Here is a 24,749-nt window from a genome sequence, read left to right as displayed (position 1 = left end):
TCCAAAAGTGCTGTCTTAGGGCTTTTGAATACCCAGAGAGGCGGGATCGACGGTGGCAGCCCCCAGATCCTGCAGGGTATAGGCAAACGTGGCCTCAAGATTGGCGAACAACTCTTGCGCTTCGGCCCCGTGCTGACCGCCAACATCATAGTTGTTTGCAGCCGCCCATTCCGCAACGGTGTCCGAGGCAATCGCCTGTTCGAACGCCTCACCCAAAGCGGCCTTCACATCATCCCCGGCCGAGCTGTGTACAGCAAATCCGATCGCCTGTTTCAGCGGCAGATACTGGTCCAGACCGTCATAGACACCAAATGCCGACGGTACGGTTGCTCCACCGATCTGCGCATCTTCAGGTGTCAACATTGCCAGTGGTTTTAGCTGCCCACCCTCAATCAGGGGCGCTTGTTCTGCAAGGGATGTCACGACCAGCGCGACCTCGCCCGCGATGGCAGCTTCCTGCCCGGGGGCAGACCCCTTGTAAGGTACGAATTTGAATTCAGCGCCCGAGCCTTTTTCTATCGCCAGCAAGTTCAGGTGGTGAATGGATCCGGCCCCAGACGCGGCTGCGGGAATGGTGCCGGGCGCGGCTTTTGCGGCATCAACAAGTTCCTCAAGCGAATTGTAGGGGCTGTCTGCGGGCACCGAGATCAGATCGGGTGATCCGCCAACGATGAACGGGTACCAGAAGTCGAATTTCTTGTCCCAACCACCTTGCACTGCCGCTGTAACGTTGGATTCTGACAGGCCGACCAGAGTATAACCGTCATCCGGCTGGTTCATCACATAGACCATCCCATTCGATCCTGCGACACCGCCGGTTTGGTTGATCACGTTGATCGAGACCGGCAGATGCTTTTCCATCTCTGCCATGATCATGCGGTTTATCGTGTCGGTGCCACCACCGGCCCCCCAGACCACCGCTGTAGTGATGTCACGATAGGGATAGTCCTGCGCGCTGGCAGTCGCTGCAATGCCCGTCGCCATCACGGCTGCGGCCGCAAGCCGCCCAAGTCTCAATCTCATTTCCAAGTCCTCCCAAAACAACTGTGCGTTTGTTATTGCATTTATTTGCGTATACGTTAAAGAATGCATTGTCAACGGACTGTGGTAAACGCTGCGATCGCGCTATGAATGCGAAACATGAAGGAAACGGGTTCAGATGAACAAAGGTTACGAAGTTGCGGTTTTCCACGGAGATGGAATTGGCCCGGAAATCATGGCACCCACGCTTGAAATCCTGCGCTCGCTTTCAGAGCGAAATGCCGGTTACAGCCTGACTTTCACCGATGCGCCCGCCGGGGCTGCCCATTATGCGGCCACCGGCGACTCCTTCCCGACAACATCGCTGGACATTGCACGCGGCGCCGATGCGATTCTGCTGTCGGCAATGGGATTGCCAGATGTGCGCTATCCCGACGGAACCGAGATTTCGCCCCAAATTGATCTGAGAAAACGGCTAGGTCTGTTTGCGGGAGTGCGCCCGGTGAAAGTTAGCCCCGGACAAGCCACGCCCTTGGCCTTGCCAGACAAAAGAGAGATCGACTTTGTTCTGATCCGCGAGAGCACCGAAGGCCTGTTCTATTCGCAAGGCACCGGCGAGGTTTGCGAAAACGAGGCTCGCGAGACGTTGCTGATCACCCGCGACGTGTCAGAAAAGCTGTTCCGCTTTGCGTTTCAACTGGCCCAGAGCCGAAAGGCGTCCGGCCGTGGTCCCGGTCGGGTCACCTGTGTCGACAAAGCTAATGTCTTTCGCGCCTTCGCCTTCTTTCGGTCGATCTTTGACGCCGAGGCGGCGCACCACCCCCACCTTACCGCGGACCACTCTTATGTTGATGCGACCGCTCTTTGGATGGTGCAAAAGCCTTGGGAGTTCGATGTTCTGGTGACCGAGAATATGTTTGGCGATATCCTGTCTGATCTGGGCGCGGGTCTCATGGGCGGATTAGGGCTGGCACCGTCTGCAGATATCGGTCTGGATCACGCTGTGTTCCAACCTTGCCACGGGTCCGCTCCGGACATCGCCGGGCAAGGCACAGCCAACCCTTTTGCGATGATTCTATCCGCCGCAATGATGCTGGAGTGGCTGGGTATGACCCACGACAATCCAGCGCTGTCCAGCGATGGTGAACGCCTGCGCGAAGCGGTTGAGACGGTAACTGCGGATGGCCACAACCTGACCCGGGACCTTGGCGGCACCGCGGGAACGCAGGAGGCCGCCAAAGCTGTCATGGACACGCTGTCGACATGAGTAGCAAACAAGACATAAAGGTTGCCTGCGTCGGCGCCGGTTATTTCAGCCAATTCCACTATGAAAGCTGGTCGCGCATGCCCCGTGCGGTTCCCGTCGCCTCATGCAACCGCGACATCAAAAAAGCCAAGGCCACCGGCCTGCCTGCCTATCAGAATCTTGCCCGGATGCTGAAGACCGAGAGACCGGATTTGCTGGACATTATCTTGCCGCCGATAGCCCAGGCCGACGCGATCCGTACAGCGCTGCGCTGTGGCCTCAAATGGATTATATGCCAAAAACCTTTTTGCCGGTCTCTCGATGAGGCAGAAGACGTCATCGCTCAGGCTGATGCTGCTAACGCAACCATCGTCATTCATGAGAACTTTCGCTTTCAACCCTGGTACCGCGCCATCAAGACCGCCATGGCGCAAGGCCAAATCGGCACCCCATTGCAGGCCACATTCCGGCTACGGCCTGGTGACGGGCAGGGACCGCGGGCCTATCTGGACCGGCAACCCTATTTTCAGGAGTTGCCGCGCTTTCTGGTGCACGAAACCGCCGTTCATTTTGTCGACACTTTCCGGTTTTTGTTCGGCTCACCAAGCGCGGTCTATTCCGATCTGCGCAAGGTTAATCCTGTGCTTGCAGGTGAAGACGCCGGCTACATTCTGCTGGACCATCCCAATGGGGTTAAAGCCATGTTCGATGGCAACAGATGCCTGGACCACAGCGCAGAAAATCTGCGCCAAACCATGGGCGAGGCGCTGATCGAGGGGACCGAGGGGGTCTTGACCCTTTACGGTGATGGGTCGGTCGAACGGCGCGGCTTTGGAAAACAGGAAAGGCAGCAAATTCTACCACCAAGCACGCATGATGGATTTGGTGGTGATTGCGTCCATGCCTTGCAAAGTCATGTCATTTCGGGCCTTCTAAATGGCACGCCGCTGGAAAACACTGCCCCGGACTATCTGGACGTGATCCGCATCGAAGAGACCATCTACCGCTCAGCCGCGGAAGGAAGAAAGATCACCCTGGAGACGCCGTGAAGGACCAAAGCAGCAAAACCCTTTCCAGCACGCAGCGCGCCGTAAGAGAGCTGCGGCGGATGATAGTTTCCGGAGAACTGGCCGCCGGAACTGACCATCTGGAATCAGAGCTTGCCCAGACATTGGGCATGTCACGAACCCCGGTCCGCGAAGCTGCACTCATGCTGGAAAGCCGTGGTCTGCTGGAAATGCGCCCTCGGAAAGGGGTTCGGATCCTGCCCGTCTCATCCGAAGACATGCGTGAGATTTATGACATCCTGACCGAGTTGGAAAGCCTCGCAGCCCAGCGTGCTGCAGAAGCAGGCTATTCGGAACAGGATCTCAAAGTACTGGAGCGGTCGATTGCGCAGATGGACCAGGCCATCGAAACAGAAAACCTGGAAGCGTGGGCTGAGGCGGACGAGTTGTTTCACCAGGAGCTTGTACGTCTTGGCAGGAACCATCGGATTGAAGCCATCGTCGCAATGATGAGCGATCAGGTACGCAGGGCGCGGGCCACCACGCTGTTCATCCGCCCTCTGCCAGTGCAATCCAACGAAGACCACCGGGCTGTTCTGCGGGCGATCCAAGAAGGAAAGGCAAATGAAGCACGCGAACGCCATAGACAACACCGGCTTCAGGCCAAAGAAGTGCTGTGTGGAATACTTGAAAAACACAGGCTGAACAGTCTGTGAGTTCTCGCTTGGCTCGGCCGTGACGTAGGCCTGCAACGCCCCGATCACCATTGCGGTTTAAATGCCACCAATGCCGCCAGAAATCAGCAACCCACCGACAACCAAAGCCAGCGCAGCGCCCCACAACATGATGTGCGGACGCGCCTTGGGACCTTCGTCGCCTGCAGCGTTGATCGTGTCGACGATCAAAACGGCCGAGTCAGCTGACGTTAACAGGAAGGTCACAAGCAAAACGACGCCTGTCTTAGCCCGTTAAAGTGATCCAAATCTATCTTAGGTCGCCCTGCGAGAGTGGGTGCAACGAGCGCTTCAATGGCGCATTGCGCGGGGAAGTTCTTAATGCCGAGTGGTTCCACACAACCGTCGCGCGCGCAGCAACCGTCATCTAGTGGTTGTGAATCCTAATTCTAGAGAGGTTGGCCCGGGCCAGTTGTTTGCAAGTTTTACTACTGGTCAGGTAGCCTCCTCAGATCACTGCTGAGCATATCAATGAAGCGGCGAACCCTTGGCTCTAGAAGACGTTTGTGCGGGTAAAGTGCAACGATGGGAATGCGAGCAGAAGAAACGTGAGGTAACACCTGTTGTAGCCGCCTTTCCGAGAAGTCTGTGCCGATCAGTAGTCGCGGCAAAAGGGCGATCCCAAGCCCTTGAATGGCCGCCTCACGTAGCGCTTCCGCGCTGTCGAGCCGCAGGCGGACGCGCCCCTGAGCACGAACCCAGGTGCCATCTTCATCTTGCAAATGCCAACCCTGCCTTGCGCTGCGAGTTGCGAATTGGAGGAGGTCGTGACGGCTAAGCTGTTCGATATTCAGGGGCGTATCGTGCGTCTCAAAGTAGGAAGGAGCAGCGCACAGCATGGTCTCGTCGCGCAGGAGTGTTCTTGTGACAAAGCTTTGGTCAGGCGAGTTCACTCCGATCCGTATGGCGAGATCAAAGCCTTTTTCAACGATGTTATCCACCCGATCTGACAGCGACAGCTCGATCTGAGTTTCGGGCCAGGTCTCAAGGTATTTTTGAACGGTTGGCAGAAGCAATCTGCGCCCCAAGGCGTCAGGTGCGGTGACCCGAAGTGTCCCGCGCGGCACACCCTGATCGCTTTCGATGCTGTTATCAGCCGCCTCAATTGCAGCCCTGATAGCCAGACCATGTTCGTAAAGGCTGCGACCTTCATCGGTCAGGTCCAGTGCACGGGTGGTGCGATTCAAAAGGCGAGCGCCGTAAGCCTCCTCCAATCTCGCCACAGCCTTTCCCGCGGTTGATCTCGACAACCCGAATGATTTGCCGGCGGCGACAAAACTTCCGGTTTCCACAACCGACAAGAATACGAGGATGTCGTTCACTTTTGATCCGATCATAGATCGAGATTGTAGCACTATGATCGCGAATGAAGCGATCTCTATTCGCCTCACTCAAGCATTAAGTCTCTCGACATGAAAGTATAACAAAGGAGACACACATGTCCGCTGCTATTGATCGGATCAATCCATCGGCTTTGCCGGATGCTGGCAAGATCGGATACTCGCAGATTTCCATCGCTCCGCCAGGCCCTTTGGCATTCGTGTCGGGTCAGGTGGCATGGCGCCCGGATGGGGCAGCCACACCGGCCTCGTTGGCGGATCAAACGGCTATCGTGGTCGACAATCTGCAAGGCGCGTTGGATGCAATCCTCGCGACAACCGACGATATTGTCCAGATGCGCATTTACATGACGGAGCTTACGGATGAGACGCAGGGCATCGCCATGAGCGAGATCCTGAAATTTCTTGATGGGGCACAGCCAAGTCTGACCGGGATCGGTGTGGCCACCCTTGCAGCGCCCGATCTACAGATCGAAGTAGAGATGGTCGTTAAGATCTCAGGCTAACAGGCTTGCTGACGAGATCAGTTGCAATGATGCCATTCAGCTAGTGGCGGCTCTCCCTATCCTCCCAATGCTAAGCTGTAACACCAAAACGCAGCCGGTACGCGTTTGGCGTCATACCGGTGAGCCTTTTGAACACCTTTCGGAATGCCGATCCTGCCAACTGGGTTATCGCGGGCAAACGTCTTTGGAGCCTCGACACTCCGGACTGAGGCAACTGGGAAAATTCCGACGAGGGCCTGAGCCTGCTGCCCCACTACATGTCAGGCATGAATGGGATCGAACCAGGTTGCGGAACAGGATACGTTTCGGGCTGGATATCTCGGTGTGGGTCGAGGGTCACGGCGATTGTCGTTTCCATCGTACAATTGGCCACCGCACGTGAGTTGACCGCAGAGCAACGTGCAGACATCACCTTCGTCGAGGGCAACGCCGAAGCGACAGGCCTACCGGATGCCTCGTTCGACTTCGCGATATCGGAATATGGGGCTACCCGGTCGAGCACGTCTGGCAGCTCAAGAAGTTTTAATGACGGTTTCCGGCAGAAGGGGACCTAACAAAACCTCGTGAATGTGCTGCGTACATTAGATAAGGGTTGGAATTCGCCAATCAGAATGCACTTTTGGTTGAACAGAAACGACCCAAAGTTGACGGAATCGTGCGACAACCAACGTCAATTGGAGATTTTCCCAATTCGCGCAAACCAGTGGACAAATCGTGCAGAGTTATGCGCAAATGCCGCGCAACCTGATGGGCAAACAAACCTGAATTTTCTGAATGAAATACGTGTTGCGAATGCGGTTTTATGAGAACACACAACAGTTTGTGTAGCTTTTGGATTTCCGCCGCGTAGTTCCGGGGACCTTCTGCTTAAATGCGTATTTCAGATATAAATAGCCAATCAAAAGCTGAACCTTTCAGGCAAGATCTATCATACTCGGTAGGGCACGTCGTTGCGTCTGGTGGTTTAGCATGGCACATCACCCCGGCGGCTTGTTGCACCATAAACACTGCGATCGGGAAACGGTCGGCGGGCCGTTGGGGCAATCGATGAGATAGCCCCAACCGCCGTTTTCCAGCTTTTTGGCGACTTCCATGGATTGACCTTCCGCAATCACTATGCCGTCAGGTCCGACTACACTCCAATTGGCGCGCAACATGGCCACATCGCCGTTGATCACCTCGCAGAAAACATTGCTTTTGATTTCCGGTTTCAGATCCATGAAGCCTTCGAATGCCTTCCGTGCTCCTTCAAGCCCCGCGAGTGGTGGCTGATCAGGCGGAAAGAAGATCTGGCAATCGGGGTGGAACAAGGTGGTGATGCCGTCAAGGTCGCCTTCCTGGAGATAGGCGCTGACGCAATCCGCGATGTCGCGGGGGCGCTTTGCAATACGTTGGGTCATGGTAAACCTTTGTTTGACAGTCGGATCAGAAGTCGAAGGAGGCGGCGTCGCGCACGCTGTCGGGCAACCAGGTCTCCAAGTTCCTGCCGGATAGTGACATCCCGGATCTGGACACGGAAATCGGCGTTCGAGCCATAGCCGCGGTCAAAGCCAGCTTTCAGAATCTCACCTGTCAGGATGTGACCTTCCGGTGGGATGAACACGGCACTGGCATCCAGGTGCGGCAAAAACCTTGGTCCGAGCTGATCGCGCCTATGCTGCCGTTGTACCATTTGACGAAGAAATCATGCAGATCTTCGATTTCCTTGGTGACAGTTTTCGGGGTGATCATGCCAAACTCCTGCTGAGTGCCGAAAAGAACGCGGTCGCGCGGGCTCTGGCGCGGCCGGTGTGGCTTATTCGGGACCGTTATTGTCCATATCGAGGATCATCTTCCATGCGCCGTCATCATCGCGTTGATAGACCAGTGTCAGACGGCCTTCGGGGCTGCGGATATCGCCGGTATTCCGCATCTTCATTGTTCCGCAGAACCGCCCTACCACGACAACGGTATCGCCGAACTCAGCCAGGGTCTCGATGTCGAACCCAGATGTGATGTCAGCGGCTGCAATGCGTGGGTTGTACTTGTCGCGAATGGCTTGTGTGCCGACCGTGACAGGCTGACGTTCGTTCACCGTGACGGTATCGGGGTGACAGGTGCTGACCATCTGTTCGATGTCGCCGCCGTCCAGGCCGCCGTTCCACCTATTGATGACGGCTTCGATTTCTGCACGTACGCTCATAAAGTTACTCCGTTTTATCTGGCTTGCACCAAATCTAGGGACCCGCTACCGTAAGGATAACCCGCTTTCATCCTGACAGTTTGATCGGATAATCGAACAATGAGTCAGAACAACTTTGGAGAAATCCGCGTCTTTGTCGAAGTCGCGCGCCGCGGCGGGTTCCGCGCGGCGGCAGAATATTTGCACCAGGCACCGGCATCTGTCAGCGAAGCCATACAGCGTTTTGAGGACCGGCTGGGTGTCAGGCTATTCGAACGCTCAACCCGATCTGTTGCCCTGACTCCAATTGGCGAACAGCTTTATGCGCGGAGCCTTCCGGCCGTCACGGATCTCGAAGGCGCGCTCAGCGCTTTGGGCGAAGAGAAAGATCAGGTGAGCGGCACGCTGCGCCTGTCTGCGCCCTATAGCGCGGGCCCTTTCTTTCTTGATGATCTTCTGGCCAGTTTTGCCGCCGCCTTCCCAAGCGTTCAGGTTGAAGTGATATATGATGATAAGAAGGTCGACTTGCTGACCACAGGTATTGATGCTGCGATCCGGTCACAAACCATGATGGCCCCAGATACACACGCTGTTCCCGTCGGTCCCGAACTGAAAATGGCAATCGTTGCCGCGCGCAGCTATCTCGAGGAACGGCGCGCGCCCAAGCATCCTCGCGATGTGTTGGAACTTGACACAATTTGCTACGCGTTTGGCCGAGGTGGCCGGCTGGCGCCCTGGGGGTTCGATGGGCCTGATGGGTCGTTCGTAATCCAGCCCAAGCCAAGGCTGGTGGCAAACGATATGCGCTCGCTTTTATACTACGCCTCTCATGGCTTGGGCCTAGCCTATGTTTACCGTGAGATTGCCGCGCCATATGTCGCGAACCATGATCTGGTTGAAGTGTTGGAAAGACATCTCGCGCCGATGCCGCGCTACTCGATCAACTATCAAAGCAAGAGGCATATGACCCGCCGCTTGCGCGCGTTCATCGATCTGGCAAAGACCCAAAACCGTTTGCAGTGAACCTTGATCGGTCTGAAGGCGTATCAACGCTCAGACTAGAAACTGGCGAAAAACCGATCCTCGCCGGAGAAACATCAGAGCGTTTCAAAGCAAGCGAACCGTTCCACTTCCTTCGTAACAACTGACGTAAGCACACAAAACTGATGAGCGGCCAAAGTGGCAATTCGTTTTGTACGTCTGCGTCGCGACGCAATGCGGCTCAGTGGATTGGACGGTCGCAGCTTCAACTGGTCACTCTAGTTTTGTCCGCCCATCAGTTGGTTCGCGGGTCCAGACAAGCGTTCTGCTTAAGCCTCCTGACGACAGACCTTCATCGGCAGTATCAGGCCCCACCGGGTATCCATAGGTGCGCTGAACTCTTTGAAACCCGATTTTTTGTATGCAGCGATGGCGCGTGCGTTTTCCGGGTGCGGGTCCGTCGCAACGACGGGGACTCCTTCGTCGAACAACGCACTCAGCCGCTGTGTGATGAATGCTGAACCGTGTCCCCGCCCGATCATGTCCGGTTCCCCGATGAATTGGTCGATGCCCCGAGAGCCTTTCGGAAGTTGATAGAAATGGTGCCCATCCCAGCCATGAACAGTGTAGTCTTGCATGTATGCGAAGGGGCGCCCGGCCGTCGAAACAATCCAACGGGCCACACGAAGGTCTTCGAATTTCCCCGCATCATGGGGTTCATCTGAATCCCACCATTCACGGACATGTGGTCTCGATCGCCATCCCGCTAACAGATCGAGATCAGCTATCGTCGCCTTTCGAAATGTATAATTGTTGTTGGTTGTCATACCATCACTGTAGCACATCAGCGCCGGGCGGTATGGCTTGAAGCCGCCTTGCAGAGTTGCACCGCTTGGATCGGCATCGCATCGAATTGCAGGGATTGGGGCGATGAAAGCAGGCAGTCTTTAGCAGGCCATAATTGCCAAGCTTGCGATATCCGAGATGCAGGGCTTTGATGCCATTCGCACTAACGCCGTATAGGAAGGCCGGAAACAACGCAGTTACTTTTCGGCAATGGCATCGACTTCCAAAAGCCAACCGTCTTCAAACATCCCGGCCAATACGACGGTAAGCGCAAAAGTATGACCGCCCAACATTGCCATACGAATGTCCCTGTTTGCTTCGCGGTGTCTGCGATCAACCAGAAAAGTAGTCGCCTTCACGATGTTCTGGGCGGTCATATCTGCGGCATGTAGTTGTGCCAGGATGTTTGTCCACACAGTCTTTGCCTGTTCTTCAAAGGTCTCTGGCAAAGTGCCGTCTGCCGTAATCGGTGCCTGACCACTCACGTACAGACGTCGTGTTGTGCCTGTTACCTCAACTGCTTGTGCATAGGCGCCGACGGCTCCAGGTCCATCTTCCGCATTTATTTGTCTGATTGGCATGTTTTGTCTCTCTTCTGGCTTTCTGAACGTTGATAAGAGGACCATCCAAGTATGGCGGCGGACGCAACAGCGAACGCCGATCCTGTGAATATGACGGATTGGAAGTCCGATACCTGCGCAATTAGGCCTGCTGCGGGCCCGGCGATGACGAGGGCAATCATCATTGTATTCCAGTACATCGCTGTTGCTTGGGCTGGCCGGTTCTTTGACAGAGACTGCACAAAGCTGATCGCGAGTGTTGAGAACAGGCCGAAGTAGACCCCTTCCGCGGCAGCACCAAAAAACATGTGTGGGAAGGAGCGAACCGTCGCGAGAACCAGAATTGCGACGATGGCGAGTTGCGCTGTGCCCATCAACGCTGTGCGTAGCCCAAAACGGGCAATCAGATATGGTGTGGTGAAAATCGCGAAAAGCTCGGCGAACGTCTTTATGCTGAATGCCAGGCCCGGCGCATAAGCTGGCAGCCCGACTTCCCGAACAAAAAAGATCGGAAGGGCCGAAAACGTCAAAGAATGAGCAAGCGCGAGGCAAAATACGAACAGGATAGCCGCCCAAAGCTCTGGATGTCTTTCCCCCTTCATTAGTTTTTCCTGAGCGGCGGAGACTGGTATTCTGGCCGCATCACGCGGAGCCGTTCGCCACCACAAAGCAAGCCAGATAAGGCCAATCGCGAAAGCAGCCTGAAAGACGACTTCAGGGCCGAATTGGTCGGCTACAATGAAGCTTAACGCCGGTCCATTCATCCATGATGTTGACGTGGTCGCGCGCATATATGCGTTATACGTGCTGCGCTTTATGCTGTTGCGTTCGGCAATGTCACCGCCAAGCGAGAACATGGTCGACATGGCACTGGAGCCGAGGCCGAAGCCGATCACACCTGCGGTCGCGACAGTCAGAGAGCTGGGCGACATGGACAGTGCAAATGCGGCCATGCAATAGCCAAGCGCAGCCAAGCCTATCATCGGGAACGGGTTGGCTCCCCGGTCCATCTGTTTGGCGAAAATGCGATTGGAGAGGATGGCAACGAGTGCGAAGACACCTGTGTAGACGCTTATGTTCCAAGGTGCTCGTTGAAGGCTCTCGACGATGTAGAAGCCCATGAACGAGACCGCCATTGAATTGCAGACGGTTCCGACAAACAGGAGAGACAGAAATGCGACGGGAATGGATTTGGTCATGCGCTCTAAGGCTAGCCAGCATCATTCAGTTGCAAAACAACTCGATTTGAAGCCATCATTTCATACATGAACGAATATCCGAAACCTCGTGACCACATCCGCTGGGACGACCTTGCGGCGTTCTTGGCGGTTGCGCGCGCCGGCGGTCTTGCTGCCGCTGCCAAGGATGTAACATCCAGCGCCCCAACCCTAGGCAGGCGGATGCGAGAGCTAGAGCGTGCCATGGGTCGTGAATTGTTCGTCCGTCGCAGCCATGGCTATGACCTGACGGACGCGGGCATTGAATTGATGCGTGAGTTGGAAGACGTGGCCTTAAACATCTCGCGGGTGACAACAAAGGCTAACGATGGCCAGCTACCGTTGATCAAGGTGTCAGCGGGGACGTGGACATCGCTTGCGCTGACGCGACAGTGGCGCGACATCACTGGCGATCCCGCCGATGTCAGGCTGCGCTTCATGACTTCCGAGGCAGTCCTCAGCATTGCACGGCGCGAAGCGTCGATTGCGATACGTAACAGTCGCCCGACTGAGCATGGGCTCGCAGGGCGCAAGCTGGCCCGCAATGAATTTGCAGTCTTTTCGGCGCGCGACGCCCGGGAAAGCTGGATCATCCACGATGTCGATACGCCGTCCTCCCATTGGGCTAGGGCGCGTGCTGGTCAGAATGTCAGTCTGGAAGTCAGCCATCCAAGACTGGCTCTTGATCTTGCGTTGGAAGGCGCCGGGCAGATCGTCCTACCCACATTCATAGGCGACAGGGATGCGAGACTCGAACGGCGCTCCGACGCAATCCCTGAATTGTCGCACGACGCCTGGCTGGTTGCGCATGACGATGACAGACATCTGCCGGAAATACGCCGGGTTATCAACCGCATAACCAAACTCCGATCATGAATTGGTGCCAACGCGCCTAACTACGAAACCAGACGTCTGTCGCAGCTTGACGAAGGCTTAGGTTGGGTACTGAGCAGCTGTTCAACGCCAATCGCATAAGTGACCAGTTGCAGCCCTGTACGGCCTTTTTGATGCCCCGTTATCCCTTACAACAGGCAAACTTCCATAGTTTGATTTGGATTCTGCGTGCCTTGAAACCACTACCGCCTTGAATTTCCTCTCGAGCAAGCCTTAATGAAACATGTTAAAGATATTTACATAGGGGATCTTTCTGATGCTCGATATGTCAAGTTGGAGAGCCGTATTCGCTATCAGCCTTTTCGTTTGCGCCACAAGCGTCACCGCGCAGTCGGACCAAACAAGTTCTGGACAAGTTGTCGAATTGCGGGTTCCGGCGCCATCACTTGAGGAAAATCTACTAGGAACATCTGGTATTCAAGATGTCGCGATTTACCTGCCACCCGACTACGAACAACATCCGAACCGCCGCTTCCCCGTTTTATATCTGCTGCATGGTATTTTCGATGATTACGGGGTGTGGATCGAAAACTACAACGTTCCTTCGATCTTGGATCGAATGATCCAGGACGACGCTATACCGGAAGTCATCGCCGTAATGCCAAACGCTGGTAATCGATATGGCGGGGGATACTATCGGAATTCTCCCGTAAGCGGAAACTGGGCAGACTACATCACCAATGACCTTGTCAGCTACGTAGATGCCAACTACAGCACCCTGCCGAATCCAGAGAGCCGCGCTGTGATTGGCCATTCCATGGGGGGCTATGGCGCACTTCACCTAGCCATGCACCATCCCGGAGTGTTCTCGGTTGTTTGGGCCATCAGCCCGTGCTGCCTAGCGCCGACGGAAGATCTGGGTTTCGGAAATGACGCTTGGAAGCGTGCCTCGCAAATCGAAGATTTCGACGATGTCGATGCTCTTTTAGAGAGCCGAGACTTTTATCCGATTGCCATTCTCGGCATCATTGCCGCATTCAATCCTGATCCGGACAATGAGCCGATCTATGGAGATTTCCCATTCGAGATCGTGAAAGGGGAGGTCGTTCTCGATGACCAAGCATTCGATAGCTATTCGGACGCGTTTCCGATCAGGCAGGTGCGCGCTTCTCGCGAGAATCTGCGTGAATTGAAAGGCCTCGGGATGGGTGTAGGGCTTGGTGACCAATTCCTTCATATTCCAGCGGGCACACTTGCACTGTCTCAGCAGCTCGGCGATGAACGTATTCCTCACAGCCTGGATGTTTACGCAGGCGATCATCGGCAACGCGTTGGTGAGCGATTGGAAGAGACTGTCATTCCCTGGGTGGTTAGAAGATTGGACTTCGGCGAGTAATGGTGGGTGAAACCATGGATTGGTAGCCGGCGTCTTTTTGCTCTGGTTGGACACTAGCCTGCAAGCTTTCATCAGAGATAGCCATGTCAATGGCACGTTGTAAGCCGGCGCCCTCCACAATTGAACTCAGTTCGAATGCCAAACCAAGGGACCGTTATGTGACTTCTGGTGCATCGGGGTTTGCATTCTCTATCCCTTCGAAAACCTCGGGCGCGTTATGTTGGACCATCGAGACATGCAAGCTAAGGATAACAGCCTTTGGAAATGTCGGACGCATAATCATGTGGATCGAACGAGTTCACAGTACAGGTTGAAATCAGCATTCGTCGGGGAACATCCCGAAACCGATGCTGGTCTACCGACTGAGTAGCGTATTTCGGTTCGAGTAGTCCGCGCAGAAGCGACGAATGCAATCATGCAATCGCTGAGCTTCATTATACTAGTTGATTAATTAACTAACTGGTATAATATTGTGCTATGACAGGTGATCAACAACTTGACGCAGCTTTTTCCGCACTGGCCCACCCAACGAGGCGCGCAATTCTGGCCCGATTGGCCAAAGGCACGGCGACGGTGAATGAGCTTGCAGAGCCCTTCGACGCGACCTTGCCAGCGATTTCCAAACATATCCGGGTGCTAGAGGCCGCTGGCTTGGTCTCCCGTGGCAGGGACGCCCAGTTCCGCCCTTGTGCACTAGACACAAAACCGTTGGAGGCCGTTGCAAGCTGGACCGACCAATACCGTTTCATCTGGGAAGCTCGGTTCGACGCCATGGACAGAATTTTGAATGGAATGAAGGAAACGCCAGATGAATGAAGAGAAGAAGTGGGTAAAGATCGAACGAGAATTTGATGCCCCGATTGGCACCATCTGGGACATGTGGACTGACCCGGCCTTGTTTAGTGCGTGGTACGGACCCCGTGGTATGTCTGTGCCGGTAGCAGAAATGGACGTGGTTGTTGGCGGCACGCGTAAGGTTTGTATGGAAATGACTTCACCCGAGCGACCCATGAAAATGTGGTTCACCGGAGTGTATAAGGAAGTCACCCGACCACGCCGCCTCGTCTATACGGAGAGTATGTGTGATGAGGATGGCAACCTGATCACACCTCAGGCGATGGGCATGCCTGATGACTTTCCTGACATCACCGAGATCATTGTTGAACTCTCTGAAGTGAATGGCAAAACTTTGATGACCATGGTCCACATCGGTGTTGAGGCGGGCACGGCAGGTGCCGGTGGCTGGAATCAGGCCTTTGACAAGCTCGCTGAGTACCTTTTTGCAAGAGAAGTTAGCTGACAGGTCGGACACATGCGACAGCTTGCCATTCTGACATTCGTGACGCTCGATGGCGTGATGCAATCCCCGAGTATGCCAGAAGAAGACCCGTCTGATGGATTTGCAAATGGAGGCTGGGCCGCGCCATATTGGGACGGCGTGATGGATCAGGTCGAGCGTCACGCCATGTCCGAGCCATATGACATGGTTTTTGGTCGTAAGACCTACGACATCTTCGCGGGTCACTGGCCGAACGCACCAAAGTCCGCTCTGTCAAACCGAATGAATAGCGCCAGGAAATACGTAGTAACTTCGCAACCTGAAGGTTTGCGTTGGGAAAACTCGCGCCCGATCAACGATGACGTTGCTGGCGGAATCTCGACTTTGAAGGCACAAGATGGGCCTCTTTTGCAGGTGCACGGCGGCGCCCGGCTGATACAAACCCTTCTTTCCCACAATCTTATCGACGAGTTCCGCCTGTGGTTTTTTCCGGTGGTTGTCGGCGGCGGCAAGCGTCTTTTTGAGAACGGCAGCTCGCCGCGCCAACTGAAGCTGACCAGATTTGAGCGCTGTGGAAATGGTGCAACGATGCAATTCTATCGGCCCGAACACGACCATTCTATCGGGGAGAAATACCCGTGACCCTGAGTTTCATGCCAGAATAGAATCTATTCGGAACGACGGGTTGCTCGCAGCGCATTCCAGACATTCGAGCAAAGCAGGATTTGGGATGGCTACTTCCGCAGAGCTGACCTCCGTACATTGCCTAACACCGGACGGTTAGTTCGTCGATCAGCCGGATCTTACACACATTGACCGCTTATCTCTCAGATGGATTTCCGAATTGGAAGTTCAACTGGCGGTTTGTCCTTAGATAAGACAACGGCGTCCCTAAAGCGTCCTCTGCTTTTAAGATCACAGAAGCCGAAGCACGAGCGTCTTCACCTGCATCATGGTGATGAAACTCAAGGCCAAGATATTTCTTAAGATTTGCCAGCCCATGCCCACCGGCATCCTTCAACGATGGCCATGCTTGACGGGCAACCGACACGCTATTCGTCCAATGCGACGAGATCATTGGCAGGTCATACCGGGCGCAAGCAGCTGTTATCGCCTTTTCATCAAACGTACTGTGTTGCACAAGACTGTGCGTGTTCAGGACTTCAAACAAGGACGCGTAGACCGTTGGGAATGCTCCAGCCCCAATCACGGTTTCGGCGGAAATCCCGTGAAGCTCGGTATTAAAAACCTCAAATGGTCCCTCGGGGTCAATCAGGACAGAATAGGTCTGCATAGAACCTGCGTCGTTAACAAAGCAAAGTCCGATCTGGCAGATGCTACTGATGGCTTTGCCCGCCGTTTCGACGTCCAACGCAATAAATCGAAAAGGCCCGGCAGGCGGCGTACTAAGATGTCCAAATCTGTTCAACGTATCCACCGTTTGGGCGCTCTGCATTTGTCGGCTTTCCTCAGCCCTCGCTGTCAGGTCCACAACTGAGCATCCTAGTTTTTGCGGGTCGAATGGATCTTGGCAAGCTATTCTTGCTCTCGAGGAGTGCTGTTTGCTCATACGACACTACACTCACCACCCGATCCGGTCGTTGGCCATTGTCACCGACGCCGCAGTGCAGCCTTCCCAAAGCAGGTTTGGGCAAGAGCGTTGCATCAGGCGCCCAAGCGTTCGCGCATTACCTGAGGTAGAACAAAAGGGATCGGGGCCTTCGGGACTTTGCTGATTGGCAAGTCGATGCCATAGACTTGCTGCATCAGGTCGATATTCAGCACTTCGGATGGCGTGCCAGAGCCCCAGACGTAGCCCTGTGATAAAACATAAACACAGTCAGCAAATAGCGCAGTAAGGTTCAGATCGTGCATCACTACCACGACACCGCCTCCGACGGCGGCGAAATCACCGGCAATATGAAGAACCGCAAGTTGATGAGCTATGTCGAGGCTGGCAACAGGTTCGTCCAGCAATAGCCACCTGGGTTGATCAGTGTGTTGGCTCTCCCATACCTGAGTCAGAACGCGGGCAAGCTGAACGCGCTGTTGCTCGCCCCCGGACAGGGTCTGGTAGGATCGATCTTCGAACCCGGCAAGATCAACATGCGCCAAGGCTTTGGCCGTCAGTTCGTCATTGATTGCCGCCAGCCCATTTGCCAGTCCCAGCCTGACAATCTCGTGCACCTTGAAAGGAAAGGCCACGGTTGTGGATTGTGGCAGTACACCCCGCATCGTAGCCAACTGCCAAGGTTTCAACGCTGAAATGTCGTGGCCGTTCAGGGTTACGGTTCCCGAGGTGCCGATTTCTCCGGCCAATGTTTTAAGCAAGGTCGACTTACCCGATCCGTTGGGTCCGATGATTGCAGTGACCTGTCCAGGTTCCGCCTTGAAATTCACGTCGTGCAGAATGTCCTTTCGGCCGAGGTTGACGCAGATGCTCTTACCTTGCATGACCTACATCCCCATTGTGCCGTGCCGGCGCAGCAAGATCCAAAGAAAGACCGGCGCGCCGAGAATTGCCGTGACGATCCCGATTGGCAGCTCTGCCGGGGCCACCACGACCCGGCTGATCATGTCGGCGCAAAGCAGCAGACTGGCACCCAACAAGGCGGAATTCATCAAAAGCCTATTGTGGTCCGGACCCGTCGCGAGACGTAACAAGTGTGGAACCACAATTCCAATGAACCCGATACCACCAGACACGGCGACGGCGGCCCCGGTGGCACCGGCGACCGCCAGAATGGCAATGTTCTTGCTGCGCTGCACCGGAATGCCCATGTGGTGGGCCACCGCCTCTCCCATCGCCAGACCGTTGAGCGCTCGCGCAAGGAATTGAGTGCTGGCCAGTGCAATCATAATGATTGGCGCGGCCGTGACGATCTTCCCCCAGGTTGCGCCCGCCAATGATCCCATTCCCCAGAATGTCAGGTCTCGTAATTGCTGATCGTCGGCCATATAGACTAAAAGGCCCGATGCCGCGCCGGACAAGGCACCCAATGCTATGCCGGCCAACAGCATGGTCGCCACGGATGTCTGTCCCAGTCTCGTCGAGACACGGTACAGGATCAGAACAGACACCCAGCTACCCAGAAAGGCCGCGATGGCCACCAATCCGCTTCCAGTCCAGACCAATACCTGCGCGGGCAGGTAGGTACCAAGTATAATGGCCGAGATTGCGCCCAGTCCCGCGCCAGCGCTAACGCCGACAATCCCGGGATCCGCCAAAGGGTTTCGGAAAAGTCCCTGCATGACAACCCCAGACACAGCCAGCGCGGCGCCAACCAGAATCCCCATAGCAAGCCGGGGCAAGCGTATGTCCCAAAGAACAATCCGGTTCAGGTCTGACATGGACTGCCCATTGATCAGGTCTATCATAGCGGTGTTTAGCGACGCGTCTGACGCGCCTACAGAGACGCTGACGCCGCTGGTCAGGCCAAGCAGAACCGCTAAGGTCAGCGTGACCCGCCGTGCTGTTGCCCGCCGGTCGCGTTTGGGTGCTTCTGCGCCTAAATGATCCAATGCCAGCGTCATGAGTCACCGACATCCTGAAGGGCCGCTGACAGATCAGAAATGGCACTGGCAGTTCGAGGACCAAACCCGAGCAGGAAAGCACCCTGCATGCGGATAAGCCTCTTGTTCCGGCCCGCCGGGGTCAGCTTAATGGAGGGTAGCGAAAACAATGCGTGGTCCTCAGTGTCGTGATTGCCTTGCCGATCCATCATGAGGATGACATCCGGCGCGGCCGACGCCATCGCTTCGGGGGTCAATGGCTTGTAGCCCGACACGCTGTCGGCGGCATTTACCCCACCTGCCAGTCGAATGATGCTATCTGCTTGGGTATCCACGCCGCCAACCGTGATCCGATTGTCCTGCGTCGACAGGATAAACAAGACCCGCTTCGGATCGGACGCGGCCGCATTATGCGCCGCTGTTTGAGCCTGACTTAGCTGGCGCTTAGTTTGCGTTGCCAAATCTTCGGCAGCGTCGTCGACACCCAGCACAGCACCAACTGTTTGGATCTTTTCGATCACGCCATCCAGAGAGAACTCGTCCTTGATCGTGATATATTGCACGCCGGCCTGTTGCAGAACCGCAATCGCGTCTGGCGGGCCCGAGCCTTCAAGCGCCAGAATCAAGTCCGGTTCGACCGACAAAACGCCCTCGGGCGACAGCGAGCGTCGATACCCGATATCGGGCAACTCTAACACCTCTGTCGGGTAGGTCGATGTCCGGTCACGGCCGACAAGCCTGTCTTGCTGACCAAGCGCGTACACGATTTCGGTGATGGAACTGCCGATCGCGATGATACGCTTTGGATTGTCGTTTTCGGCCAACACGGCCTGCGTGCTCAGCAGGGCGGCGAGAACAGACCAGATCAATCGTATCTTGTTCATGTCAAAGCTGCCTCGGGTTTGGGTTCAAGCCCGGCGACCAGTTCATCCCAGACCGGGCGATGGTCAATTTCACCGGAGCGGCGACCAAATATCTGGAAGATCAGCCCACCTTCGGCATCGAACGCCTCGATCGAGACGGCGGGGCCGCGCTGCGTCGGTTTGGTGACGGCCCAAACCTCTGCGATATGTTCGGTGCGCAGATGCAGGTTGAAACGCGGATCAAGAACGTTGAACCAGGGTCCCATCTGCTTGAGCGATTTAATGCGACCACCGTGAATTTCGATACATCCGCGGTTACCAACAAAGATCATGACCTCGATTTCCTTATCGCGCGCCTGTTCGAACATCGCGGTTATGGCGGCTGGCGTCAGTTCCTTGACGAGCGGCTCACCGGCGATGCGATAAGCCCCCAGACGGTTCATCTTGAGCTTTGAAGTCAATCGCATGAACTGGTGTGTGTCCGTCATTTTGGCCCACTCCGCGCGCAAAATGTCGGCCTTGTCAGCGTTGGCCTTGGGCGCTTCGGTCGGCTTGCGGGGCGCAACGTCGAGAGTTTGCGACTGATCATCCGATGCCAGGGCGCTGACAAGCTGCGTCCATTGGGTCAGATCCGACCCCTCACGCAAAAAGATCTTGTGCACGGCGTCACCGGCGGCATCAAAAATCTGCAGGGATCTTTTGACCCCGCTGTCGGTGTTGCGTTCGATGGCAAAGGCATGAACCCAGTGACTGGGAAACATGCGCAGATCGATATCCTCCGTAAGCACCATCGAGGCATGCCCTCCCGAATGGTAATTGTCGTACTGTCCGACCTTTTCGATCACGCAGGATGTATTGCGCGTTAAAGCCATGACCTCCCCCAGCGCGTTGAGCCTTGGAAAGAGATCATCAAGGTTTGCCGACAGCCGTGTAACGTCGTGTCCGGCAAAGGCTGCGACCAGCTGCCCTTCTGCAATGCCAAGCGATTCTGCCAGATCGCGGTCACGCTTACCGCTGTTTTGCGCATGGGCGGCACGAATTTGATCCGGGGCTGTAAGCACCTGTTCCGTCATGGGGTTTCCCATCTTCGAGTTGATTTTTCTGAGGTGCTGGCCGGGCCGCCAAATTGCTCGGCTACCTGCTGGCGGATGTTGTCTAAACGACCAACATTTATTGTTGACTGTTTTAGTAACCTTTATTAACGAGCACAAGTCGCAACGAAAAGCGATTCCAAAAAAACGACAAAACAGACAGACCAAAGCCAGCGCGGCGCAAGCATTTCCGGTCCTCTTAACTGTTTCGAAGGGACAGAAATGCGTGTGCAAATACGAAAGATTGGATTGCTGGGAACGGCTTCGTGCCTCAGCATGGTTGCAGCTAGCGCTTTGGCGCAGGAACAGGATGACGGTTTCCTTGGCACCCTTGTTCTTGGGGAAAGCAAGCGGGAAATCCAGACAGATACCGCTGTACCCGTCACAAATATCGATCAGGAAGAGATCAATGACCGGCAGGCCAACACGGTCGCCGAACTGATCGATTCGGTTCCGGGCGTAAGCCTGGTGAACGGCTCGACCCCTCAAGGATCAGGCATCAACATTCGCGGCTTTGGCGCCAACAGCACGTTTGGGACAGACCAGAAGGTGTTGATCCTGGTCGATGGGGCAACAACCGGCGCAGAAGAGCTATACCGAATTGGCAACCAGCTGTTCACAGATCCACAACTCTATAAGAGCGTTTCGGTAATCCGTGGCACGGTTGGGTCTTTTGAGTACGGTTCCGGTGTCGTTGGCGGCGTGGTGCAACTGGAAACCAAAGACGCCTCGGATTTCACCGGTGGTGAACCAGGCTTCCGTCTCCGTCAGACGTTCGAGGGTTACTCAAATGGCAATGGCTTTGCGTCGTCATCGATCCTCGCGTGGCAACCTAATCGTCAGACCGAGTTTCTGTTCAACTACACCTATCGTGATCAGAGCGATCAAGAGGACGGCAACGGCGACACAATCGGCAACAGCGCGTTCACGCTGCCGTCGCTACTGGTCAAAGGGAAGTACAGCTTCGGCAACGACCTCGAGCACTCGATCACTGCCTCATACAACCAGTCCACGTCTGAAGAGCGTGACGTGCCATATGACTCGTTTGGTACGACGACGGATTCATTTGGCAATGTAGATCGCGATATTGAAACGAAGATCGCGGTTCTGCGGTATCAATATCGCCCTGCAGGCAATGATTTGATCGATCTGGATGTCAACCTCAGCTATTCGGACCAAAAAATTGACAGCAACTATGTTGCGGGCAGTGCATCTTGCGACATTAACGGGTTTCAATCGAATGCCCCATCTTGTCTCCGTGGTCGCCCAGTGCCGCCAGGTACACCGTTTGATAGCTCACTTCAGGATGCCGATCATCGCTACGAGACGACAAAGCTGACGATCAAAAACACCTCTTACTTCCAAACCGGAGCTGCCACGCATGACCTGCGCGCCGGAATTGAGTTCATCAATCGTGAGCGATTGGATGCATTTGCCGCGCCGGGCGGCACCGATAAACGGATCGCCTTGTTTGCGGTTGATGACATTCAGATTGGCGATGGTCTGACCCTGACTCCAGCGATCCGCTATGAAACGCAGGATCTTGAAGGCGACAGCGATGCTTCGGCTCCGGAAAATGCGAGCTACGACAACAACGCACTGATGGGCGGTCTATCCGCGCGCTATGAGTTCTCCAGCGGCTTCGCCGTTTTTGGGAGTGGCGCATACACCGAGAATCTTCCGATCCTCGACGATCTGGGTACTCCGGCATTCCAGACCCAACCCGAGAAATCGCGCACGTGGGAAGCGGGCTTCTCGTATAATCGAGGTGACATCTTTGCTGCGGGTGATGTGGTTCGCGCAAAAGTCAACTTCTACAAGACAGATCTTTGGGACATTACTTCTTATGGATCGGGTCGCCCGTTTCTTCCCCTGAGCGAAGTTGAAACACGCGGCGTGGAAATCGAAGCGTCCTATGCAAATGCGGCCGGCTACTATGTCGATTTCAACGCAAACATTGTGAAAGGGACCGAGACGAACGCTGCCGGTGAGGACTCGCCCTGGCGCAATGAACCAACAGACTCGGCCCGTGTAACAGTTGGTAAACGTTTCGGCGAAACGCTGGACGTCAGTTGGGAGTTGTTCGGCGCCAGGTCCGGCATCGACTCGAGCGGCGATCCGGTTGCCGGCTACGGCGTGAATACCTTGCGCGCGACTTACCAGCCACAAGAGGGTGCGTTCCAGGGTTTCGAGGTCCGCGCAGGCGTCGAGAACATCTTTGACAAGAACTATCTGCCGAACCTTTCTACCCGCAACTCGCCGGGTCGGAACTTCAAGCTGACCTTGGCAAAAACATTCTGATCCAACCGAAAGGACCAGTCATGCGAAAATCGATAACAAGAAATACCAGCGTGGTCCTGCTGACCCTGTCCCTAAATTTGGGGGCAGGGGATGTCAGTGCAGAAGAAACCAGCCAACCAGGTGGTGTGTCCATCGAACTAAGTACCGCAGAGGCAAAGGGGCAAAACTGTCTGCTGAGTTTTGTCGTCGAAAACACACACGACGCCGATATCAGCGGGGTTGTTTATGAAACTGTCTTGTTCGGCAACACAGGTGAGGTGGCGCTGCTCACCTTGCTGGATTTCGAAGAGTTGCCCGCAGGTCGCACAAGGGTCAGACAGTTTCAGTTCAATGACTTGGCCTGTGATCAGTTCAGCCGGATCCTGATCAACGGCGTGCAGGAATGTGAAATTGCAACCGACACCAAAGACGCCTGCATGACCGGTCTCAAACTCAAAAGCCGTCTTGAAACCGATTTAGTTGGATAGGGTCATGTCCGAAATGCAGCAAAAACTGATGGAGATACTGCAATTGGGGGGTCCGGTTGTTGCCATCCTGATCGCCGCTTCGATAGCTACCCTTGCTTTGGTCATCTACAAGCTCTGGCAATACAAGGCGGCGGGGGTCGGGCGTCACATCGAGTTGTCTAAGGCCATCGATGCGTGGGACCGACAAGACCACATGACTGCCAGAACCCATCTGAACAAAAGCCGCAGTTATCTGGTGCCTGTGATTGTGATGGCGCTTTCGGGTGGCGAGCGCGCGTTGTCCGAGAGGGTCGACGCCGAAGCCGAGGCGCGTTTTGCGCGGTTGGAACAAGGTCTCAACGTGTTGGATATCGTCTCTCAACTTGCGCCCTTGCTTGGGTTGTTCGGCACGGTGTTGGGCATGATCGAAGCCTTCCAGACACTGCAAGATGCTGGCAACGCGGTTGATCCGTCGCTACTCGCCGGGGGAATCTGGGTGGCGCTGATGACGACAGCGGCGGGGCTTGCCGTAGCGATGCCGACCTCACTGATCCTGACCTGGTTTGAGGCCCGCATGAACCGCGAGCGTACCTTTGCCAACCGTGCGCTCAGAACAGTCTTTGCGCCGGGCCATGCTGATGACACGGCACAAACGGTTGGGGCGTCAATTACCGCACTCGTCCATGGCGCTTGACGTTCAGAGAAAGCGGCGCAAACGCCTGTCGATGACATCGCTCATAGATGTCATCTTTTTGCTGCTGCTGTTTTTCATGCTCACATCCACATTCTCGAAATTCGGCGAGATAGAGTTTTCGACGGCAGCCATTGGTGGCGCTGAAACAGATCAAGTCATCCGTTTTATCAAACTGGATGCCGACCGAATTCTGGTCGATGGCTCGCCGGTGTCATTGGCGCAGGTGGCGCAGAAGCTTGGCACCGCCAAATCCCAGACCGCGCTCATCAGCCTAAGTCCGCACGCCACCTCTCAGCAATTGATCGATCTGCTCGCGGCGCTCGCCTCTGTCGAACAATTGCGCACTCAGGTTTTGGGCTGATGCAGCTTAAATCCGAAACCAGACCAAGCAGGGAACCGACAATCGCGCTGATCAATGTCGTGTTCCTGATGCTCATTTTCTTCATGATAGCAGGCTCACTTGCACCGCCGCTCAGCAAATCGGTTCAGCTTGTTGAAACGAGGGATCTGGAAGGGCGCGAACCACCTGATGCATTAGTTATTCACGCTGATGGCACACTTGAATATCGCGGGGCAAAACTGACCAATGCCGAGGCCTATGTCGAACGGGCTTCTATTGATCTGCCGCTTGATGCGGTTCGAATCGTGCCGGATCAGTCCTTGCCTGCGGTTGCGCTCAAACAAGTCAGTGATGCCTTGCGGGGGTTGGGTGCAAGCAAGGTCTATGTAGTGACGGAAAGGGGTTTACGGTGA

General features: G+C 55.3%; 30 protein-coding genes and 1 pseudogene. 16 read left to right on the top strand and 15 right to left on the bottom strand.

The genetic code is table 11. From position 1 onward, the window contains the following. Nucleotides 1-15: 15 nt before the first annotated feature. A complete protein-coding gene (locus tag Q1B21_RS07965) occupies nt 16-1,023 on the bottom strand; it encodes a tripartite tricarboxylate transporter substrate binding protein (RefSeq protein ID WP_299888028.1) in 1,008 nt (335 codons plus the stop codon). A 136-nt stretch (nt 1,024-1,159) separates the two neighbouring features. Between Q1B21_RS07965 and Q1B21_RS07960 the strand changes: the two genes are divergently transcribed. Genes Q1B21_RS07960 through Q1B21_RS07950 form a run of 3 tightly spaced genes read left to right on the top strand, consistent with a single transcriptional unit; the run spans nt 1,160 to nt 3,950 of the window. After that, a complete protein-coding gene (locus Q1B21_RS07960; RefSeq protein WP_299888025.1) occupies nt 1,160-2,248 on the top strand; it encodes an isocitrate/isopropylmalate family dehydrogenase in 1,089 nt (362 codons plus the stop codon). Beyond that, on the top strand, nt 2,245-3,276 hold the full coding sequence (locus tag Q1B21_RS07955) for a Gfo/Idh/MocA family oxidoreductase (RefSeq protein ID WP_299888022.1): 1,032 nt from the start codon (nt 2,245-2,247) through the stop codon (nt 3,274-3,276). Before Q1B21_RS07960 ends, Q1B21_RS07955 begins: the two co-directional genes overlap by 4 nt. Continuing rightward, the gene (locus tag Q1B21_RS07950) at nt 3,273-3,950 is read left to right on the top strand and encodes a GntR family transcriptional regulator (RefSeq protein WP_299888017.1); all 678 of its coding nucleotides are present in this window, start codon (nt 3,273-3,275) and stop codon (nt 3,948-3,950) included. Before Q1B21_RS07955 ends, Q1B21_RS07950 begins: the two co-directional genes overlap by 4 nt. 60 nt (nt 3,951-4,010) lie before the next feature. Here Q1B21_RS07950 and Q1B21_RS07945 read toward each other — a convergent pair. Next, nucleotides 4,011-4,187 (bottom strand): annotated as a pseudogene (locus Q1B21_RS07945) (BCCT family transporter); the annotation flags it as partial. A 209-nt stretch (nt 4,188-4,396) separates the two neighbouring features. Further along, entirely contained in the window at nt 4,397-5,290 is an 894-nt protein-coding gene (locus Q1B21_RS07940; RefSeq protein ID WP_299888014.1) for a LysR family transcriptional regulator, read from the bottom strand. A 116-nt stretch (nt 5,291-5,406) separates the two neighbouring features. Here Q1B21_RS07940 and Q1B21_RS07935 point away from each other — a divergent pair, with 116 nt between their 5' ends. Further along, entirely contained in the window at nt 5,407-5,814 is a 408-nt protein-coding gene (locus Q1B21_RS07935; protein ID WP_299888012.1) for a RidA family protein, read from the top strand. Between the two features lie 257 nt (nt 5,815-6,071). Beyond that, nucleotides 6,072-6,368: a class I SAM-dependent methyltransferase gene (locus tag Q1B21_RS22360; RefSeq protein WP_366525397.1), complete on the top strand. Its 297-nt coding sequence runs from the start codon at nt 6,072-6,074 to the stop codon at nt 6,366-6,368. 423 nt (nt 6,369-6,791) lie between these two features. Here Q1B21_RS22360 and Q1B21_RS07930 read toward each other — a convergent pair whose 3' ends face one another. The 4 genes from Q1B21_RS07930 to Q1B21_RS07915 form a co-directional block, all read right to left on the bottom strand. Beyond that, nucleotides 6,792-7,214 carry a nuclear transport factor 2 family protein gene (locus Q1B21_RS07930; RefSeq protein WP_299888010.1) on the bottom strand — a complete coding sequence of 141 codons (423 nt, stop codon included), beginning with the start codon at nt 7,212-7,214 and terminating at the stop codon, nt 6,792-6,794. Further along, entirely contained in the window at nt 7,211-7,417 is a 207-nt protein-coding gene (locus Q1B21_RS07925) for a hypothetical protein (RefSeq protein ID WP_299888007.1), read from the bottom strand. The genes Q1B21_RS07930 and Q1B21_RS07925 overlap by 4 nt, the downstream gene beginning before the upstream one ends. Further along, complete coding sequence (locus Q1B21_RS07920; protein ID WP_299888003.1) at nt 7,387-7,545, bottom strand: hypothetical protein; 159 nt, start codon at nt 7,543-7,545, stop codon at nt 7,387-7,389. The genes Q1B21_RS07925 and Q1B21_RS07920 overlap by 31 nt, the downstream gene beginning before the upstream one ends. 64 nt (nt 7,546-7,609) lie before the next feature. Continuing rightward, nucleotides 7,610-7,996 carry a DUF4440 domain-containing protein gene (locus Q1B21_RS07915; RefSeq protein ID WP_299888001.1) on the bottom strand — a complete coding sequence of 129 codons (387 nt, stop codon included), beginning with the start codon at nt 7,994-7,996 and terminating at the stop codon, nt 7,610-7,612. A gap of 99 nt (nt 7,997-8,095) precedes the next feature. Between Q1B21_RS07915 and Q1B21_RS07910 the strand changes: the two genes are divergently transcribed. Next, nucleotides 8,096-8,998 (top strand): LysR family transcriptional regulator, encoded by a 903-nt coding sequence (locus tag Q1B21_RS07910; protein WP_299887998.1) that lies wholly within the window; start codon nt 8,096-8,098, stop codon nt 8,996-8,998. 287 nt (nt 8,999-9,285) lie between these two features. On the opposite strand, the gene Q1B21_RS07905 is transcribed toward Q1B21_RS07910, so the two are convergent. The 3 genes from Q1B21_RS07905 to Q1B21_RS07895 all read right to left on the bottom strand — a co-directional run bounded on the left by Q1B21_RS07905 (nt 9,286) and on the right by Q1B21_RS07895 (nt 11,561). Next, the gene (locus tag Q1B21_RS07905; protein ID WP_299887995.1) at nt 9,286-9,783 is read right to left on the bottom strand and encodes a GNAT family N-acetyltransferase; all 498 of its coding nucleotides are present in this window, start codon (nt 9,781-9,783) and stop codon (nt 9,286-9,288) included. A 216-nt stretch (nt 9,784-9,999) separates the two neighbouring features. Beyond that, nucleotides 10,000-10,383, bottom strand: coding sequence for a RidA family protein (locus Q1B21_RS07900; protein WP_299887992.1), 384 nt, complete (start codon nt 10,381-10,383; stop codon nt 10,000-10,002). Then, on the bottom strand, nt 10,365-11,561 hold the full coding sequence (locus Q1B21_RS07895; protein ID WP_299887990.1) for an MFS transporter: 1,197 nt from the start codon (nt 11,559-11,561) through the stop codon (nt 10,365-10,367). Before Q1B21_RS07895 ends, Q1B21_RS07900 begins: the two co-directional genes overlap by 19 nt. A gap of 66 nt (nt 11,562-11,627) precedes the next feature. On the opposite strand from Q1B21_RS07895, the gene Q1B21_RS07890 reads away from it, so the two are divergent. From Q1B21_RS07890 to Q1B21_RS07870, 5 genes are all read left to right on the top strand, one after another. Further along, nucleotides 11,628-12,455 (top strand): LysR family transcriptional regulator, encoded by an 828-nt coding sequence (locus Q1B21_RS07890; protein WP_299887987.1) that lies wholly within the window; start codon nt 11,628-11,630, stop codon nt 12,453-12,455. Between the two features lie 274 nt (nt 12,456-12,729). Beyond that, nucleotides 12,730-13,809: an alpha/beta fold hydrolase gene (locus Q1B21_RS07885; RefSeq protein ID WP_299887984.1), complete on the top strand. Its 1,080-nt coding sequence runs from the start codon at nt 12,730-12,732 to the stop codon at nt 13,807-13,809. Between the two features lie 477 nt (nt 13,810-14,286). Next, nucleotides 14,287-14,625 (top strand): helix-turn-helix transcriptional regulator, encoded by a 339-nt coding sequence (locus Q1B21_RS07880; RefSeq protein ID WP_298937948.1) that lies wholly within the window; start codon nt 14,287-14,289, stop codon nt 14,623-14,625. After that, nucleotides 14,618-15,109 carry an SRPBCC domain-containing protein gene (locus Q1B21_RS07875; RefSeq protein WP_299887980.1) on the top strand — a complete coding sequence of 164 codons (492 nt, stop codon included), beginning with the start codon at nt 14,618-14,620 and terminating at the stop codon, nt 15,107-15,109. The genes Q1B21_RS07880 and Q1B21_RS07875 overlap by 8 nt, the downstream gene beginning before the upstream one ends. A gap of 12 nt (nt 15,110-15,121) precedes the next feature. Beyond that, the gene (locus tag Q1B21_RS07870; RefSeq protein ID WP_299887977.1) at nt 15,122-15,730 is read left to right on the top strand and encodes a dihydrofolate reductase family protein; all 609 of its coding nucleotides are present in this window, start codon (nt 15,122-15,124) and stop codon (nt 15,728-15,730) included. Between the two features lie 178 nt (nt 15,731-15,908). Here the strand turns inward: Q1B21_RS07870 and Q1B21_RS07865 are convergent, their stop codons facing one another. From Q1B21_RS07865 to Q1B21_RS07845, 5 genes are all read right to left on the bottom strand, one after another. Beyond that, entirely contained in the window at nt 15,909-16,658 is a 750-nt protein-coding gene (locus Q1B21_RS07865) for an exonuclease domain-containing protein (RefSeq protein WP_299887974.1), read from the bottom strand. 95 nt (nt 16,659-16,753) lie between these two features. Next, entirely contained in the window at nt 16,754-17,542 is a 789-nt protein-coding gene (locus Q1B21_RS07860) for a heme ABC transporter ATP-binding protein (protein ID WP_299887971.1), read from the bottom strand. Between the two features lie 3 nt (nt 17,543-17,545). Continuing rightward, nucleotides 17,546-18,622 (bottom strand): iron ABC transporter permease, encoded by a 1,077-nt coding sequence (locus tag Q1B21_RS07855; protein ID WP_299887968.1) that lies wholly within the window; start codon nt 18,620-18,622, stop codon nt 17,546-17,548. Next, nucleotides 18,619-19,485, bottom strand: coding sequence for a hemin ABC transporter substrate-binding protein (locus Q1B21_RS07850; RefSeq protein WP_299887965.1), 867 nt, complete (start codon nt 19,483-19,485; stop codon nt 18,619-18,621). Before Q1B21_RS07850 ends, Q1B21_RS07855 begins: the two co-directional genes overlap by 4 nt. Next, nucleotides 19,482-20,537: a ChuX/HutX family heme-like substrate-binding protein gene (locus tag Q1B21_RS07845; RefSeq protein ID WP_299887962.1), complete on the bottom strand. Its 1,056-nt coding sequence runs from the start codon at nt 20,535-20,537 to the stop codon at nt 19,482-19,484. The genes Q1B21_RS07850 and Q1B21_RS07845 overlap by 4 nt, the downstream gene beginning before the upstream one ends. Before the next feature lie 240 nt (nt 20,538-20,777). Here Q1B21_RS07845 and Q1B21_RS07840 point away from each other — a divergent pair, with 240 nt between their 5' ends. Genes Q1B21_RS07840 through Q1B21_RS07820 form a run of 5 tightly spaced genes read left to right on the top strand, consistent with a single transcriptional unit; the run spans nt 20,778 to nt 24,749 of the window. After that, a complete protein-coding gene (locus Q1B21_RS07840; protein ID WP_299887959.1) occupies nt 20,778-22,856 on the top strand; it encodes a TonB-dependent receptor in 2,079 nt (692 codons plus the stop codon). Between the two features lie 20 nt (nt 22,857-22,876). Continuing rightward, complete coding sequence (locus Q1B21_RS07835) at nt 22,877-23,323, top strand: hypothetical protein (protein ID WP_299887956.1); 447 nt, start codon at nt 22,877-22,879, stop codon at nt 23,321-23,323. Between the two features lie 4 nt (nt 23,324-23,327). Then, nucleotides 23,328-23,996, top strand: a complete 669-nt coding sequence (locus Q1B21_RS07830) for a MotA/TolQ/ExbB proton channel family protein (protein ID WP_299887953.1) — start codon at nt 23,328-23,330, stop codon at nt 23,994-23,996. Further along, nucleotides 23,986-24,357, top strand: a complete 372-nt coding sequence (locus Q1B21_RS07825) for a biopolymer transporter ExbD (RefSeq protein WP_299887950.1) — start codon at nt 23,986-23,988, stop codon at nt 24,355-24,357. Before Q1B21_RS07830 ends, Q1B21_RS07825 begins: the two co-directional genes overlap by 11 nt. Beyond that, a complete protein-coding gene (locus Q1B21_RS07820) occupies nt 24,357-24,749 on the top strand; it encodes a biopolymer transporter ExbD (RefSeq protein ID WP_298937959.1) in 393 nt (130 codons plus the stop codon). The genes Q1B21_RS07825 and Q1B21_RS07820 overlap by 1 nt, the downstream gene beginning before the upstream one ends.

Origin of the sequence: uncultured Ruegeria sp., from assembly GCF_947504215.1 — a bacterium.
Lineage (GTDB): Bacteria > Pseudomonadota > Alphaproteobacteria > Rhodobacterales > Rhodobacteraceae > Ruegeria.
The sequence above is the reverse complement of the archived record's forward strand: the minus strand, read 5'-3'. Positions and strand labels throughout refer to the sequence as shown.